A 15,577-nucleotide genomic window follows, 5' to 3' on the forward strand; every position below is an offset into this window, starting at 1 on the left:
CCTGACTGCCTTCGATTTAGTTCTATTTTCTTTCGATATCGTTCTACTTGCCGCTGTTCTAGGGGATAGTCGAGTTGTTCCTTGAGTAACGAACAACTCGTTGAGCAGCTTTTAAGTTAAGACGTTTTTAAGTTGAAGGGACTTTATGCGTCTTTTTTGGCTTCGTTGCCTTCATTGCCTTCATTGCCTTCATTTAGTTCAGCATAGAAGTGCAGCAACTCTGTGAGCTCTTTTACCCAACCAAATGCTTCTGTCGGTGCTTTCGACAAAATCTTCTCGACTTTGTCACAGTGAGTTTCAAGGCTGATCGCTTGCTCAAGGTTGAACGACATTGCATAGAAGTGCCAAAGCAACAGTCGAGTCATGCGCTCGATGTTTTGCTGTGAGTTATCCGACTCACTAAACGCAAGATTCACTTCACTAAGCGCGATTGCTGTCATTCGCAACATCGCATCAAACTTCGCTGATTGCATACGCTCTTCATTGGTTACTTCTTCCTGTTCGAACGTAAACAGTTCCGTCATTGCATCTTCAGGGACAAGGCGATGAATCATTCTTAAACTAAATTCTTTTAGTTCTTCACGAGGCATGTTGTTTAAGCAAGTTAAAGTGTAATCGCGTTGCATGGTGTTCTCTTGGATCTGCAAAAAGGTCGGACAGTTTAATGGAGAAGCGAGTTCAGAAAAAGCAGATTTTAGATAAGCCTACGTTTGTAGGCTTATCTATGTACTACAAGCCCTAAAATTGATGTTTAGGGGAACTGTATTTAGGTTTGAACGCAGTATCAGGCTTTGCTATGGCTTGGCGGTTGATACTGCATAGACTGGTCGTTTCTCATGAAAATGTTGCTCGCGACCAAGCTGCCGATACAAATTGAACCAAGCGCTAACCAAGTCATCGTATCTGGAATCTCGTTAAACAGTGGGATCGCCAACAAAGTTGCAACGGCGGGTGTTGCACTGCCAAAGGCGGCTGATCGCTCTGCTCCTAGTGTATTAACAGCATAGAGATAAGTGAATGCCGCTATTAGGCCTGCGCCGACGCCTTGCACCACTGAATGTACGGCAAGCTCTGTGACTGGCCACTGAGCAATTGGTGTACTCATTAAATGGCTAGGGAGGGTTCCTGTGAGGATAAGGACCAGCAACAGCAAAGTGGAACAAAATGAAATGAAACCCGCACTCACAAGCGCATTAAGATTGGCAACACGTGCTGAGATGGTAAAAGTCGCCCACATTAAGCTGCCACACAAAAACAACAAGTGACCTTTGGTGTATTCAAAGTTGAAGCTGCTTAAGCTATTTCCTAGAAACAACAATATCCCGAGTAAAACAAGACCTAAACCAACGACACGGTGTCGGCTAAGCGGTTGTTTAAAAAAGAGCACCGCGATTCCTGTTACGAACAGAGGAAGCGTTCCCGGAACCAAAGCACTCCCGTGTGATACGGGAACAAACTGCATGGCTGTCCCAGCAACGAGTAAATAAGGCAACCCGCACCCCACAAACATACCGGCCAAGTATCGATTCGGGACAGCAGCGATCGTACTGCGTGCTTTCCACATCAAAGGCAATAGCACCAATGCAGGTATGAGGAATCGAGTCAGTGCGATGTCTGCAGGTGTTAAGTCTGAATTTGCGCCGCCTTTAAGAGAAAGGAAAAAGCTCGCCCAGATGAGCAGAGTGACAATAATAGATAGGTAACCAAGCTTCATAATAAACAAGGAAAGTGGATGATGACTCATTATGGGGTACTTGGTGTGCCACAGGTTGGCAAGTTTTGTTCTAACTTAAGTTATTGTTGATGATTTCTGCTAATATTCCCCAAATTATTAACGAATTTAACCAATGATCGGTATTTGCTATGGATAGGATTGATAGACATCTTCTTGAGTTGCTTCAGAAAGACGGCAGGCTAACCACGGCTGAGTTAGCTGATGAGGTTGGCTTATCGGCTTCACCGTGCGCGAGGCGCATCAAGAGACTGGAAGAAAAAGGGATTATTGATGGCTATCGTGTGAGCCTGTCACGAGAACAGGTCGGTATCGCAATGAGTGTGTTTGTTGAGGTGAGCTTAAACAACCACCAAGAAGTGTCGATCGATAAATTTGAAAGTGCAATTGTCGAGATGGAAGAGGTCATCAGCTGCCATGTTGTATCCGGAGCTTATGACTATCTTTTAGAAGTTGTCAGTCCAAATCTTATGGCTTATGAAGCATTTACAAGAAAGCTACAGCGACTCTCTAACGTAAAAGATATACATACTCATCTTGCGATTAGGCAAGTGAAAGGCAATGCGCCACTTCCGGTTTATACTGACTAAGCTATAGGTAGGGGAGACGTCTTTGGGTGAAATGAGCTGAAAACGAAATGACTTTCGTTGTTAAACTAGGGGGCCGCTGCTCTTAAAGACTGTCGTCAAATACCAGATGCGCAGCAATAAAAAACGGAGCGCCTCGTGAAAGGCACTCCGTATATGATAGGTGCAAAACTTAGTGATACTTAAAGTTAGAGATTGAACAATCCCCAGTTTGAGCGTTAATTCTGAATGAAAAAGCATGTGAATGATAATCCACACCATCATTCCAAATTGTCTCTCCAAATATCTTACATAGCTCTAGCTCACTTACTGAACCGAACTCTTCCATGTGTTTAGCTACAGATAAAAGTTTACCTCTTATCTCCGCAGTCCATTCCGTGTTACTCAAGCAGTTGAAAGCCATAGTTTTTTGCATATTACCTAGCCAAAATGTTTCTTGTTATTAAGTTATATGAATAATCATGATAACAATTTCTTGGCGTTTGTAAATCTATTTTGTGATGAATATCTCACATACTCGCTTGCATTGGTCGGAAATTGAACTTTATTGTTGATAGTTCGCACATTAGTTTTACAACTTATTGATAAAGCTTTGATTAACGAGTTATCTGACTATTTTCGCTTGAGGGAAGCATATTTATCGGAAAAATCCAGTCGATAAAGCGATGAAACCTAGTAATGTTTTCAGTTTGGGCCATCGTTTGTCGGTTGGTTTGTGTGACGTGCTTCGTCAATCATCGTGGCTTCTTTGCGGTATTTTGAAGACAGCTGGCGGAACTTTTCACTGAGCGTATGGAGATCTTGCGAGAGTGATTGTGAGCTTTGTACATGCACCTGCGCACTTTCTGTCTGTCGCGGTAGTTTTGCGTTGGTGCAATGTTTAGCGACGGCTTGCCAAGAATGCGTTAGAGACTCCGCCCCATCTAGCTCGGTAGACACAACGTATGCCTGTTTTAATAGAACCTCAGAGACATCGTAAGCAGTATTCATATGACTATTGAGCTGTACATTAAACCTTTGTTCGTATTTTGCCCAAAGTTCAATGATCTGCTTTTTGGTGAAATGTTTGGATAACAGCGTTTGTGATTCATAGGTTGAGAGAACTTGGTTGAATTCTTTAGTGTATTGGTTGTACCGCCCTTCAAATGATAGTTGGCGGTCCAACAGTACTTGCCAGTTTTCACGGTCACAATGGTTTGCTAGCGCGACATTAGCACTCAAAGGTACACTCACAATGATAACCGTCACCCAAAAACTCATGACTTTCCTCTACTTACTGCGTTCTCTATAGAGAGTATAGATGAGCAGCAGCATGAGTTGATGTACACTTGAAAGATACCTAAAACGGAAGAGCTGGTGGATTTGATGAAAAAAGCGCTGATCGCTTTACTTGTGTTGTTAATATTGGGCGGAGGAGCGGCGTATTACTTCTTGGTCATGAATAAAGACCCAATTCCACCAGAGAAAATGGAAGAGCCAGCTGCAGAAGTTGCTCAGCAGTCAGATTCTGACCTCGCACCCATCATGGATCTTCAGCCTGAACCAGAACAGACCGAATTTTACGTTTTGGATAGAAAGCTCGAAGTGGTAGAGCAGCCTGAAATTGATGGGTTGATAACAGATTACCTCTATAAAGGTGAAAAGGTTGAAGTGTTAGAGAAACAAGGCGAATGGGCTCGTATCTCAGATTACATCGTTCTAAAAGAAGGCGGGCCACAGACAGCTGAGTGGGTTTCGATGTCTGGCCTATCTAATGATGAAGTGATTATTTCTGAGAAAGAAAGCATAGAGATATTGGATTCATATTTGGTTAAATCCGACGATCTTAAGATCCATAAAGAGACGTTCCGCAATACGGTTGCAGAGCTGATCTCGGATGGCGAATGTGACCCAAGTGATTTCGAGGAGTTAGGTGGTTGGGTGAAATCGGTGAAGTACAGTGACCGAGATGTCTATTTTATTTATTGCGGCGGACTATCGCTTGAAAATAAAATTTATTTAGATGTAAATACAAATGAAATATTTACGAAGTAAAAATCGCCCCATTTTAAGTGTTGGACGTATTAATATTCCTTAGGGTTACCGTTCATAAATGAAACTTTTGAAATCTTACTCTATCGCTGAGTGGGCTTCTTTATGGGCGCCTCATTATATTTAATCCGATATAAGCAGTATCTGGCTATTCCGTTTAAACAATGGATCTACAGTTTTTATGGTATGAGAGTATTGTTGTCGGGATTCCGTAAAGCAGGTGCTGCCGATTCTTGATAAGGAAGATGTCGATAAAGAGAGCGTCGATCCAGAAGCTTCGGAAAACCAAGCTTAACGTTTTGCCTCTTACTTAACAGTAGAAATACCTTAACAGTCGAAATACGAAGCACCAGACAATAAAAAAGCCACTGAATTCAGTGGCTTTCTAGTATCAACTCATCCCAAAGATAACTGGTAAAAGTTGACGAAATTTCGATTTCTAATCGATTTCTTTGTCTTTAGTCATAGATAAAAGCCAAAGAGATACGGCTGCAACACCTGCAAAGCCACCAAGAATGATAACTGGCATAGCACTGTAACCTAGGATGTGCCAAATTACGCTTTCTAAAGTACTCATTCAATCGCTCCTTATTGCCAGCCTTCAACGCCGTGCATGTCTGGTAGTTTATGTGCGATACCTTTGTGGCAATCTACACACGTTTTTTCACCAGAAGCTAGCGCAGTTGAGTGTTGTTTCGCACTACGAGGGCTCTGCTCTGAGAAGTCCATGTAATCGAACTGGTGACAGTTACGACACTCAAGTGAGTCATTGCCTTTCATACGTTTCCACTCACGTTCAGCAAGGTGGGCACGACGTGCTTTGAATTTCTCTTCAGTGTTGATGGTTTTTGCAATAAAGTGCGCGTACAACTCTTTAGATGCCTGAACCTTACGAACAATTTTATCTGTCCACTCGTGAGGTACGTGACAATCTGAACAGATAGCACGAACGCCTGAGCGGTTAGAGTAGTGAATTGTTTCTTGGATTTCAGCAACAATAGGCGCATGACAACCAGAACAGAACTCTTCCGTGTTGGTTGCTTGCATACCTGTGTTAAATGCACCCCAGAACAAAAGACCGCCTGCGAATCCCAAGAAAAGTACAACGCCTACCGCTGCTTTACTTGGTGTCGCGAGTCTTTTCCAAAACGCTTTAAGTAATTTTATCATATATAGCCTCTCTTACCGTCTGGCTACGATTAACGCAGTGAATCTACAGGTTTGAACTCGTTCTCAACTAGTGGTTTAGCATTAGCTTGAGGTACGTGACACTGTAGACAGAAATAACGACGAGGTGATACGTCTGCAAGTACCGCATCTTCACGGTTCATGTAGTGAGTTACACTCACTTTAGTCGCACCCATTTCTTTTGCGTTTTTCCAGCTGTGGCAAGAAAGACACTTGTTAGCGTTAAGAGAAACTTCATAGCTACGAATAGTATGAGGCACTAGAGGTGGTTGGTATACGTAGTCACTCTCAAGTACTTGGTCACGAGGGAACTTTTTAAAGTCATCTGCTGCGCGAGTAGCTTCAAGTTCACTTGCACCACGTAGAGATTCTACGCCACCAATGCCGCCTGGGTTATCCAGCTCAGCTTGAGCTTGAACTGCACCAGCTAGCAAAAGACCAGCTGATAGTAGGGCAGTAATCAGTTTTTTCATGGTTAATTTCTCCGCCTAAAGGCTAATTCTTTGAGTGGACTACTTTTTTCAAAAAGTGATGAAAAAAGTAGTCGCAATATTAAATACGTTAGATCTTGTATCTAGGTTCTAAAAGCAATTGGCGCTTAAGAAACCTTAGTGATCTTAACTGGACACTTCTTATAATCCGTCTGCTTAGACAGAGGATCCGTTGCATCCAAGATCAACTTGTTGATCAGAATTCTTGCATCAAAGAATGGTACGAATACCAAGCCTTGTGGTGGACGGTTACGACCACGAGTTTCAACACGAACGCGTACTTCACCACGTTTGTTTTCGATAAGAACTTCATCACCACGGCGAAGGCCACGAGATTTTGCATCTGCAGGGTGGATGTAACAAAGTGCATCCGGTACTGCTTTATAAAGTTCTGGTACACGACGAGTCATAGTACCTGTATGCCAATGCTCAAGAACACGACCTGTACATAACCACATGTCGTACTCATCATTTGGTACTTCTGGTGGCGCTTCGTATGGTGCGTTGATGATCAGTGCTTTACCGTCTGGCTTGCCGTAGAAGTCCCAGTCAGAACCTTTCTTAGCGTATGGATCTGAACCTTCTTTAAAGCGCCATAGTGTTTCTTTACCATCAACAACAGGCCAGCGTAGGCCGCGTACTTTGTGGTAAGTATCGTATGGTGCTAAATCGTGACCATGGCCGCGACCAAAGGTTGCGTATTCTTCGAATAGACCTTTTTGTACGTAGAAACCTTGAGCTTGTGCATCGTCGTTAAGCTCTTGAGCTTCAGACAATGGGAATGCATCAACGTTGCCGTTTTTGTAAAGCACGTCGTACATGGTTTTACCGCGGTACTCAGGTGCTTTAGCAAGAAGCTCTTCGCCCCAAACTTCTTCAACAGTGAAGCGTTTAGAGAACTCCATGATTTGCCACAGGTCAGACTTCGCATCACCAACCGTTTTAACTTGTTGGTACCATGCTTGTGTACGACGTTCTGCGTTACCGTAAGCTCCTTCTTTCTCGATCCACATTGCTGTTGGAAGGATAAGGTCAGAAGCTTGAGCTGTTGCTGTTGGGTAAGGGTCAGAACATACAATGAAGTTGTCTGGGTTACGGTAACCTGGTAGACGTTCAGTGTTGATGTTTGGACCAGCTTGCATATTGTTGTTACACATTATCCAGTACGCATTGATCTTGCCGTCTTTAAGCATACGGTCTTGAACAACAGCATGAGCACCAGGTTTAGCTGGGATAGTACCTTCTGGAAGTTTCCAGATTTCTTCAGAAATCTTACGGTGTTTAGGGTTAGCAACCACCATATCTGCAGGAAGACGGTGAGAGAACGTACCAACTTCACGAGCTGTACCACACGCAGATGGTTGGCCAGTAAGTGAGAATGGGCTGTTACCTGGAGTAGAAATCTTACCTGTTAGAAGGTGGATGTTGTACACAAGGCTGTTCATCCAAACGCCACGAGTATGTTGGTTCATACCCATAGTCCAAAGTGACATTACTTTGATGTTTGGATCTGCATATTGCTTCGCAAGTTTGATCAGATCATCTTGAGAGACACCTGACATTTCAGATGCTTTCTCAACGGTGTATTCAGCGACAGAAGCTTTGTACTCTTCAAAAGTGATTGCAGTCATTGCACCTGAGTTAGGGTTTGCTGCTGCTTTCTGTAGAGGATCGTCATCACGAAGACCGTAACCGATGTCTGTCGTTGCTTGCTTGAAGTTCGTGTGCTTATTCACGAAGTCCCAGTTTACAGCATCGTTTTGGATGATGTAGTTTGCAATGAAGTTAGCAATCGCAAGATCTGATTGAGGTTCAAAGATGTAACCCGTGTCTGCAAGCTCAAAAGAACGGTGGTAGTAAGTAGACAGTACGTTTACTTTAACGTGTGGGTGGCTTAGACGACGGTCTGTAATACGAGTCCATAATACTGGGTGCATTTCTGCCATGTTTGAACCCCACAGTACAAATGCGTCTGCGTGTTCAAAGTCATCGTAACAACCCATTGGCTCATCGATACCGAAAGTACGCATGAATGCGCCTACCGCTGAAGCCATACAGTGACGAGCGTTTGGATCGATGTTGTTTGAACGGAAACCTGCTTTCATCAACTTAACAGCTGCGTAGCCTTCCATTACAGTCCACTGGCCTGAACCGAACATACCAACACCTGTTGGACCGTTCTTTTTCAGAGCCGCTTTCCATTTCTCAGCCATTACGTCGAAAGCTTGGTCCCAAGATACTGGTGTAAAATCACCATCTTTGTGGAACTCGCCGTCTTTCATACGAAGAAGAGGCTGTTCAAGACGGTCTTTACCGTACATGATTTTTGAAAGGAAGTAGCCTTTAATACAGTTAAGGCCTTTGTTTACAGGTGCTTCTGGGTCGCCTTGAGTCGCAACCACTTTACCGTTTTGAGTACCAACTAGTACCGAACAGCCCGTACCACAAAAACGACAAGGCGCTTTATCCCACGTGATTTTTGTTTGATCAGAGCTAGCAATCAGATTGGTTGCTGTTGCTGGCAGAGTTACACCTGCAACGGCTGCCGCTGATGCAGCTGCGTTTGCTTTCACAAACGCGCGTCTTGTCATTTTCATACTTCACCCTCAAGTTGAGAATTGTTGCTTCCAGTTTCTAAATCCGTTTCGTCGAGCTCAGTTTCGATTTGGTGATAAACCAAAGCTGTGCCTAAAACGTTCGTAATATTATTAATTTCTTCGATGGTGTCCGTTACAAAACCTTGGTTTTCGGTTTCTAGGACTACTATGATTTTGCCTTCAGGGCTGCTGCCGTAAATCTCTGCGTTATCGAATTTCTCGATTTGTGCTTTGATCTCGTCTAGATGCTCTGGGCTCACATGCACGACTAAACTTGATATATGCACTTCATTTAGTGCCATAAATTGCTCTCGTTATTTTTGTTTTATGCATTACTCACAAGAATAGCTGAAGTAGGGCAAACTGCTACGCAGGCTCCACAACCGTTACACTCATCTAACTCGATTTTTGGTAGAGCAACACTGCCTGCTCTAAGTTGAAATTGAATGGCCATAGGTTCACACATGTCACCACAGCTTCGGCATTCAACATTTTGTTGCGCTAAGCATTTATCAGAGATACTTGCTTTGGCTTGCCAAGGTGTTTCTTCCTTGGGTTTAAAAATTGGTTCAGGACAAACGTCAGCACATTGATAACAAAAAGTGCATTCGTCTTTTGAATAGTCGACAGTAGGAAAACCACCATCGCCTACAATGATTATCTTAGTCTCACAATTTTCGATACATTTACCGCAACGAGTGCAGTCATCTGTAAAGCTTTCTAGGCTGTTAATCCAAGGCAATCGAATTTGGCTTGAATCTACTTTTCGCCTAGAAAATAGGCGTCGTCTCGATAGGTCTACCACTAAATGCCTACTAATGTTGCTAAGATGTTGTAATTGTAGATCATTGTTTTGTTAATATCTTGTCATTTATCCTCACAAGTAGTGTAGTTTTAGAAATATTTGTATAAATACCCCTTAAGGGCTAAATAGGATCCTATATTGTCTTAGATCAATAAATTACGAAGCGTTTGGTCACATATTGAATGGAGCTCTGTTTTTTGATGTGTGACAATAGGTTTCGGACAGCCACTTATATACCTTCAGGATTTTGATTTTGCTTATTAAACCAGTTTCATCTGTAACGAGTACAATAGCTAAATCATTGCTGTCCATACTGCTCCTTTCGGTTGCCACTACTGGTTTTGCTATCTTCACATTGGCGTCAAGTCTCAACGACGCAGAGGCGGTTAACGTGGCTGGCTCAATGCGTATGCAAAGCTATCGTTTAGCGCATGATATTCAAATAGAATCAACTGATTATGATTCTCATATTCGTGAATTCGAAAGTTCTCTTTATTCCCCTTCAATGGCCAACTTGGTCAGTTGGGAAGTTCCTACAGACATCACCGAAGATTACTATTTAATTATTGGTCGTTGGCACGAGCTTAAACAGGTATTAAGCAGCGAAGATCGAAAGCACTATCTCGTATTAGTTGAAAACTTCGTTACTGAAATTGATGGCTTCGTTTTTAAGCTGCAAGAGTTCTCTGAAGATAAGTTGATAAAGTTGGCGTGGGCTGGTGGTATTGGCTTAGGTGGAATTCTCGTCATATCTCTTTTTGTTGTTCACTTTGTCCGTAAACAAGTTGTTAAGCCGTTACATGCACTCGTTGGCGCCAGTCAGCGAATCAAGAACAGTGATTTTGAAGTCGAGTTGAAGGTCACCAATAACAACGAATTGGGTATTTTGACCAAGACATTTAACTCAATGGCGAAAGACTTGGGTGCGCTCTATCGAAATCTTGAAGACGTTGTGGATGCTAAGACAATAGAGCTACAAAATGCTAACCAATCACTCCAGGCGTTGTATCACTCTTCACAAGAGCTGACCGTAACACGTATCGCCCCTGAGAATTTCCGAGCAATCATCCAACACCTCGTGAGCTTAGAGGGCATCGAATCGTTAAGGCTAGAGATTGTAGACAACTCAGGTCGTTCACTGATTATGGATGAAGGGTACGACTCGAACTTAGACTATGAAAAATTTGAAATGAAGCTGGATGATAATGAGCTTATCTTGGGCTATTTATATTGTTCATATCATCATGGCCATTCAACCAGGACGCTGATTGATAGTTTTATCCAACTCTTATCGCGAGCTATCTATTATAATCGTGCGCAAAAAAAAGCTGAGCAGCTTATTATTATGGAAGAGCGTGCAACAATTGCACGTGAACTGCATGATTCACTGGCTCAATCACTGTCGTATTTGAAAATTCAAGTGACATTGCTGAAGCGTGTGATTGGCAAACTGCCAGAGCAACAACACCGAGAGCAGTCGGAACAAATAGCATCGGAGATCGGCAACGGTTTAGCTGATGCCTATACTCAGTTACGAGAGTTGCTCACAACCTTTAGGTTGACGATAAAAGAGGGCAACTTCGGAGAGGCTTTGAGCACCATGCTTGAAGAACTCAGCGAAAGAACAGAAGCGAAGATTAACCTAACCAATAATCTTTCATCGATTGAGCTTGATGCGCACAGTCAGGTTCACTTGCTTCAATTGATTCGTGAAGCAACAATAAACGCAATAAAACACGCCAATGCCGACTTGATAGATGTATGCTGTATCGATGAGGAAGGTGAAGTATTCGTCGTGATTAAGGATAATGGAGATGGCTTTGACCCAAGTAGTTCGAAGATGAACCACTACGGGATGAGCATTATGCAGGAGCGTGCGGCAAGACTGAATGGCGACTTAACGATTGAAGCAGCTCAAGGTGAAGGCTGTACAGTCATATTGAAATATAAAAGTTTGAAGGAAGTTAAAGTTGACGATTTGTAAAGTAATGCTGGTTGATGATCATCCATTGATGCGCAGAGGTATAAGCCAATTACTGAGCTTTGAAGATGAATTCGAAGTGATTGCAGAAGCAAGTAACGGTACTGAAGCGGTCGCTCTTGCCCATGAAGAAGAACCTGATTTGATCCTTTTGGATCTTAATATGAAAGGTATGTCTGGCCTTGATACGTTAAAGGCACTTCGTACTGATGGCTCAAGCGCTAACATCGTTATTCTAACGGTTTCTGACAGCCCTGCAGATATTGAAGCAATTGTAAAAGCGGGCGCTGATGGTTACTTGCTTAAAGACACTGAACCCGATGAACTCATCGAATTACTGAAACAAGCGCACCATGGCGACAAAGCCTACAGCAGTGTTGTATCTCGTTACTTAAATGATGCTGAGAGCCGCAACGACATCTTCGACCAACTGACCGAACGTGAAATGCAGATCCTTCAAGAAGTTGCAAAAGGTTACCGCAACAAGCAGATCGCAGACCATCTGTTCATTTCTGAATCGACAGTTAAGGTACATATGAAGAGTTTGCTGAAAAAGCTACAAGTTCCTTCACGTACTGCAGCAACGGTTCTGTACCTAGAACGCTATGGTGACATGAAGTAGGGCTTGTTCCTTTTGAAATAAAACTATTTCAAGCCGTACTGTTGGTTGTAAATATTAGGGGCAAATAACGTGAGCTTTTAACGACAGTTTCTCGTGATAGCTTTTAATTTAGCATCAATAACCTCTAATGATTTTGAACACGTGACATGAAAAAAGGCGCTGAACTTATTAAGTTCAGCGCCTTTTTGTTAGGGCATTTTATATCCAAATAATCATGTCTGTTTTACTGACAATTAAGCTGCCATTGGTACTAGAACAAGCGTACCGAAGATAACCGTGATAAGACCACAGATTACAGGGACAGAAGTACGTTTTACTACTTCAAATGGGCTGATCTTACCCATACCAGATGTCGCGACAATTACACCAGAGACTGGCGAGATGGTACGACCTAGGTTCGATGCTTGAAGCATTGGGATGATTAGGAACGCAGGGTTCAAGCCCATTTTCGCAGCCAGTGACGGAGCCAGTTCTACGAATGCATAGAACGGTGCGTTACCAGAACCTGTCGCGATAGCCGCTGCAACCGTTAGACCCGTTAGGATAAGCATTAACGCGATGCCGCCGGCGCCAGCTGACTCAGCAAGACCGATTAGGTTATCAATCGCACCAATAGACATTAGGCCTTGAGCAAATACGCCCGCCGCAACCAACAGCATTACCACGCCTTTGAATGCTTCAGCCATACCTTGGTAGCAAGAATCTAGGTCTTCTAATATTTTCTCACCGTCGAACTTCTTCACAACGTAATCGATGATTGCGCCCACGAAGATAGAGCCCACCACGATGGTGTAGATATCAAGTGAAAGGCCTGGAATCGTACGGCCATTAAATAGGAATACACCGATGATAGGCAGGAATGGCAGTGCAGCGTAGAAAGCGGGTGCCGTTGTTTCAATGTCAGAAACGTCTACTTTTTCCATTGGTGTGTTTTCTTTCTTATCCAGATACTTGTTCCAGAAGAAAGCGGCTGCAGCCATTACGATGATTGCACAGATAGAAACAGGTAGTACCGTTTGAACGGCAAACACATCAAGAGACATGCCTGATTTTTCAGCTGCAATAACCACATCACCAGAGGTTGGTGAAAGAATGATTGCTGCAGGGGACGCACAAACTGCAACCGCTGCCGGGCGTGAAATACCCATTGCCGTCATCATTGGGAATAGGGTAGCCATCAATAGCACACCAAGGCCTGTTGCAGAACTTACTGCTAGAGACATTAGACACGCTACGATGTAAGCCGCAACAAGAAGTACGTATGGAGATTTGATAGCAGCAAGCGGTTTAGAGAATTGTTTCACTACCACGTTGTTTGCGCCGATGTGCGTCATGTAAGAAGCAAAGCCACAAAGAAGCATGATTTGCATGCCTAGGCCGCCTCCACGGTACTGAAGCATGTACTTAACAAATTCTAGTGAGTCGGTAACCATGTTACCTGTTGAAGCGACCTTAGCTGGTAAGACTGTGTGACCAATAAGGCCAGTAATAAGAAGTAGGGCAAGGCCAGCAGTTAGTAATACGCCTGCCGCTTTATAGCCTTTCACAATAAAGTAACCAACAGCGATAGTAATCACTAATCCGATCAAGAGCTCTAACATAGAAATCTCCACAAAGTTTAAAAAATATAAGAAAGTGTTTCAGAATATGACAATGAATGTACAGAAAACTGCACTGTGGCACGAGGCATAGTTGAGGTTGATATGATCTAAGACAAACATTTTTTTCGATGTTAATTGTGGTTGTAAATCGTGATTAACTACTGTTGTTTAGATGTTAATAAACAAATTTTGCAGCTCGTTAGAATATAACTTGGATCACCTTTGGTTGTTCTAGTTGCATATGTAGGCATTGTTTTATAAACCGTGAGTGTTTTTTGTACTTTGGAAGGGAATGTGTAACGAAGTGGGTATTTATCGGAGTAAAGAGGTGAGAATCTTAGCTTTGATGCTTAGTTAGCTTTGATGCTTAGTTAGCTTTGATGCTTAGTTAGCTTTGACGCTTACTTACGTTTAACGCCTACTTATTTTCCTAAGTAAGCGTTAAAACACAAGCTAGCACTAAAATATAATTAGGGTTAAAAATAGCGAGTGAGTTTAGTTCATATCAACGTCAGGAATGTCATTTGAATACGTTGACAGCTCAGAGCAGACGACCTTCTTACAAAAATGAATCATCCCATAACGCGTCACCAGTAAAAACTCTTCTCTATTCAATGGAATGTAAGGCATGGCGTCAGACGATAGTGTAGAACCTTCACTTATCATGACTTTTTCGTAAAACGACAACTCGCGATTCGGGATGATTTGCTGGTGTTGGTTCTCATCCAGTGAGATGTCGTGTTGAGTGACAGAGTAAGATCCTGATGACGTAAAACCGACTTGCTTGGTCGACACGTATAATAGGTCATAACTGTCATTCTTCTTAAATTCGATGTTAATAGAAGACTGGTTATGAATCATATTATTGGACGGGTTAATAATTGATGCTGTATTTGCTAAATAATGCCCTTCAAGGTGTGATTTAGGAATAAAAGTAGAAAGCCAGCCGACTAATACGCCAAGCAGTACCACAAAAATTGCTGTATTCGTTTTGTTATTCACAAGTCACTCCTTTAAATCCTGCTGGAAAGCTCAGAGATTTTCCTGAATTATCGATGATGATTTTTCGTCCCTTATATTCATAAAGCGTGACGTTGAATAACTCGTTAAAAGTGAATTCGTCGGATTCAATTTTACAAGAGATAAAATGCTGGCCCACGAGGTCTTCGCCTAGGCTATTTCTATCTAAATAAGAAAACAAATAATGGGATAAACCTGCAGCCACTACAAATAATGCAACCAGCGCTACTACACTGTTTGTCTTTTTCGTCGCGGCCGTTGTATCGGTTGTTGAATTCTCTGTCGCTATGCTATCTGTCGTTGTGTTGTCTTCAGGTTGTTTCGTTTCTTGTTTGGGTTGCGATTGAATTTTACTCAGCGCGCGTTCTTTGTCTTGTGTCACTTGTCCTGCAAATCGGTAGCCTTTACCGCGCTCAGTGACGATGATCATCCCGCTCTTATCTTCTAATGCTTTTCGGCAAATCGAGATGGTCTGCATTAGGCTGCCATCTTCAACGTAGATACCTTTAGACACCCACACTTGTTCAATCAGAACTTGGCGAGTGATCACCTCATTGGGTCTCGAGATAAAAAACTTAAGCAGCTCTGATTCATTAGAACCTATTGGGTAGGTACGGCCCGTCTTGAAGTGATGGATTTCACTCTCTTCTAAATTGACCTGTATATCATCATTGATAATAAATTCAGCAGACATCTGGGTTCTCATTGTTATAAGCGTTCTAACCTAAATATAACAAATCTTACAACAAACATAAACTTACTGGTCTTATCGTCTTTGATATTTAAGTGACTGAATTTATGTTGATTATTAACCTAATTAGATTTCCTTATATACCTTTTTGAGGTTGTTTAATGCGGTTTCAGGTGCTTGCCGTTAGTAGCTATTGGATCATTAACGGGTGACGCTGATTTAGTGGGTGTG

General features: G+C 42.6%; 17 protein-coding genes. 4 read left to right on the top strand and 13 right to left on the bottom strand.

Annotation, left to right across the window (positions count from 1 at the left end; translation table 11 throughout):
* Window positions 1-143 precede the first annotated feature (143 nt).
* The gene (locus M4S28_RS22335; protein WP_249632909.1) at window positions 144-626 is read right to left on the bottom strand and encodes an exoribonuclease R; all 483 of its coding nucleotides are present in this window, start codon (window positions 624-626) and stop codon (window positions 144-146) included.
* Between the two features lie 158 nt (window positions 627-784).
* Complete coding sequence (locus tag M4S28_RS22340; RefSeq protein WP_229649578.1) at window positions 785-1,714, bottom strand: DMT family transporter; 930 nt, start codon at window positions 1,712-1,714, stop codon at window positions 785-787.
* A gap of 149 nt (window positions 1,715-1,863) precedes the next feature.
* Here M4S28_RS22340 and M4S28_RS22345 point away from each other — a divergent pair, with 149 nt between their 5' ends.
* Window positions 1,864-2,322, top strand: coding sequence for an Lrp/AsnC family transcriptional regulator (locus M4S28_RS22345; RefSeq protein ID WP_017078313.1), 459 nt, complete (start codon window positions 1,864-1,866; stop codon window positions 2,320-2,322).
* A 169-nt stretch (window positions 2,323-2,491) separates the two neighbouring features.
* Here M4S28_RS22345 and M4S28_RS22350 read toward each other — a convergent pair whose 3' ends face one another.
* Both M4S28_RS22350 and M4S28_RS22355 read right to left on the bottom strand, forming a co-directional pair.
* Window positions 2,492-2,734 carry a hypothetical protein gene (locus tag M4S28_RS22350; RefSeq protein ID WP_017062621.1) on the bottom strand — a complete coding sequence of 81 codons (243 nt, stop codon included), beginning with the start codon at window positions 2,732-2,734 and terminating at the stop codon, window positions 2,492-2,494.
* A gap of 269 nt (window positions 2,735-3,003) precedes the next feature.
* A complete protein-coding gene (locus M4S28_RS22355; protein ID WP_249632910.1) occupies window positions 3,004-3,579 on the bottom strand; it encodes a hypothetical protein in 576 nt (191 codons plus the stop codon).
* Between the two features lie 96 nt (window positions 3,580-3,675).
* Between M4S28_RS22355 and M4S28_RS22360 the strand changes: the two genes are divergently transcribed.
* Entirely contained in the window at window positions 3,676-4,353 is a 678-nt protein-coding gene (locus M4S28_RS22360; RefSeq protein ID WP_017088903.1) for an SH3 domain-containing protein, read from the top strand.
* A gap of 436 nt (window positions 4,354-4,789) precedes the next feature.
* Here the strand turns inward: M4S28_RS22360 and M4S28_RS22365 are convergent, their stop codons facing one another.
* The 6 genes from M4S28_RS22365 to napF form a co-directional block, all read right to left on the bottom strand.
* Window positions 4,790-4,927: a TIGR02808 family protein gene (locus M4S28_RS22365; protein WP_004731329.1), complete on the bottom strand. Its 138-nt coding sequence runs from the start codon at window positions 4,925-4,927 to the stop codon at window positions 4,790-4,792.
* An 11-nt stretch (window positions 4,928-4,938) separates the two neighbouring features.
* Entirely contained in the window at window positions 4,939-5,520 is a 582-nt protein-coding gene (locus M4S28_RS22370; protein WP_004731326.1) for a NapC/NirT family cytochrome c, read from the bottom strand.
* A gap of 29 nt (window positions 5,521-5,549) precedes the next feature.
* The gene (locus M4S28_RS22375; protein WP_004731324.1) at window positions 5,550-6,011 is read right to left on the bottom strand and encodes a nitrate reductase cytochrome c-type subunit; all 462 of its coding nucleotides are present in this window, start codon (window positions 6,009-6,011) and stop codon (window positions 5,550-5,552) included.
* Between the two features lie 125 nt (window positions 6,012-6,136).
* The gene (napA, locus tag M4S28_RS22380) at window positions 6,137-8,626 is read right to left on the bottom strand and encodes a periplasmic nitrate reductase subunit alpha (RefSeq protein WP_017086853.1); all 2,490 of its coding nucleotides are present in this window, start codon (window positions 8,624-8,626) and stop codon (window positions 6,137-6,139) included.
* Complete coding sequence (locus tag M4S28_RS22385; RefSeq protein ID WP_004731320.1) at window positions 8,623-8,928, bottom strand: chaperone NapD; 306 nt, start codon at window positions 8,926-8,928, stop codon at window positions 8,623-8,625. The genes napA and M4S28_RS22385 overlap by 4 nt, the downstream gene beginning before the upstream one ends.
* 23 nt (window positions 8,929-8,951) lie before the next feature.
* Window positions 8,952-9,431: a ferredoxin-type protein NapF gene (gene napF / locus M4S28_RS22390; protein ID WP_017078318.1), complete on the bottom strand. Its 480-nt coding sequence runs from the start codon at window positions 9,429-9,431 to the stop codon at window positions 8,952-8,954.
* A gap of 253 nt (window positions 9,432-9,684) precedes the next feature.
* On the opposite strand from napF, the gene narQ reads away from it, so the two are divergent.
* Together narQ and M4S28_RS22400 are read left to right on the top strand one after the other, a co-directional pair.
* On the top strand, window positions 9,685-11,415 hold the full coding sequence (narQ, locus tag M4S28_RS22395) for a nitrate/nitrite two-component system sensor histidine kinase NarQ (RefSeq protein ID WP_249632911.1): 1,731 nt from the start codon (window positions 9,685-9,687) through the stop codon (window positions 11,413-11,415).
* On the top strand, window positions 11,402-12,034 hold the full coding sequence (locus tag M4S28_RS22400) for a response regulator (RefSeq protein WP_004731316.1): 633 nt from the start codon (window positions 11,402-11,404) through the stop codon (window positions 12,032-12,034). Before narQ ends, M4S28_RS22400 begins: the two co-directional genes overlap by 14 nt.
* A gap of 233 nt (window positions 12,035-12,267) precedes the next feature.
* Here M4S28_RS22400 and dcuC read toward each other — a convergent pair whose 3' ends face one another.
* From dcuC to M4S28_RS22415, 3 genes are all read right to left on the bottom strand, one after another.
* Complete coding sequence (gene dcuC / locus M4S28_RS22405) at window positions 12,268-13,635, bottom strand: anaerobic C4-dicarboxylate transporter DcuC (RefSeq protein WP_249632912.1); 1,368 nt, start codon at window positions 13,633-13,635, stop codon at window positions 12,268-12,270.
* 495 nt (window positions 13,636-14,130) lie between these two features.
* Window positions 14,131-14,637, bottom strand: a complete 507-nt coding sequence (locus tag M4S28_RS22410) for a hypothetical protein (protein ID WP_004731312.1) — start codon at window positions 14,635-14,637, stop codon at window positions 14,131-14,133.
* Window positions 14,630-15,349, bottom strand: a complete 720-nt coding sequence (locus tag M4S28_RS22415) for a winged helix-turn-helix domain-containing protein (protein WP_249632913.1) — start codon at window positions 15,347-15,349, stop codon at window positions 14,630-14,632. The genes M4S28_RS22410 and M4S28_RS22415 overlap by 8 nt, the downstream gene beginning before the upstream one ends.
* Window positions 15,350-15,577: the final 228 nt, after the last annotated feature.

It is taken from the genome of Vibrio sp. J383 (assembly GCF_023503985.1).
GTDB lineage: Bacteria > Pseudomonadota > Gammaproteobacteria > Enterobacterales > Vibrionaceae > Vibrio > Vibrio splendidus.

Coding starts and splice junctions, on each gene's coding strand:
- M4S28_RS22355 (WP_249632910.1), bottom strand. CDS start 3,579: ATGAGTTTTTGGGTGACGGTTATCATTGTGAGTGTACCTTTGAGTGCT.
- napA (WP_017086853.1), bottom strand. CDS start 8,626: ATGAAAATGACAAGACGCGCGTTTGTGAAAGCAAACGCAGCTGCATCA.
- M4S28_RS22340 (WP_229649578.1), bottom strand. CDS start 1,714: ATGAAGCTTGGTTACCTATCTATTATTGTCACTCTGCTCATCTGGGCG.
- M4S28_RS22345 (WP_017078313.1), top strand. CDS start 1,864: ATGGATAGGATTGATAGACATCTTCTTGAGTTGCTTCAGAAAGACGGC.
- M4S28_RS22375 (WP_004731324.1), bottom strand. CDS start 6,011: ATGAAAAAACTGATTACTGCCCTACTATCAGCTGGTCTTTTGCTAGCT.
- M4S28_RS22415 (WP_249632913.1), bottom strand. CDS start 15,349: ATGTCTGCTGAATTTATTATCAATGATGATATACAGGTCAATTTAGAA.
- M4S28_RS22335 (WP_249632909.1), bottom strand. CDS start 626: ATGCAACGCGATTACACTTTAACTTGCTTAAACAACATGCCTCGTGAA.
- dcuC (WP_249632912.1), bottom strand. CDS start 13,635: ATGTTAGAGCTCTTGATCGGATTAGTGATTACTATCGCTGTTGGTTAC.
- M4S28_RS22365 (WP_004731329.1), bottom strand. CDS start 4,927: ATGAGTACTTTAGAAAGCGTAATTTGGCACATCCTAGGTTACAGTGCT.
- M4S28_RS22350 (WP_017062621.1), bottom strand. CDS start 2,734: ATGCAAAAAACTATGGCTTTCAACTGCTTGAGTAACACGGAATGGACT.
- M4S28_RS22370 (WP_004731326.1), bottom strand. CDS start 5,520: ATGATAAAATTACTTAAAGCGTTTTGGAAAAGACTCGCGACACCAAGT.
- M4S28_RS22385 (WP_004731320.1), bottom strand. CDS start 8,928: ATGGCACTAAATGAAGTGCATATATCAAGTTTAGTCGTGCATGTGAGC.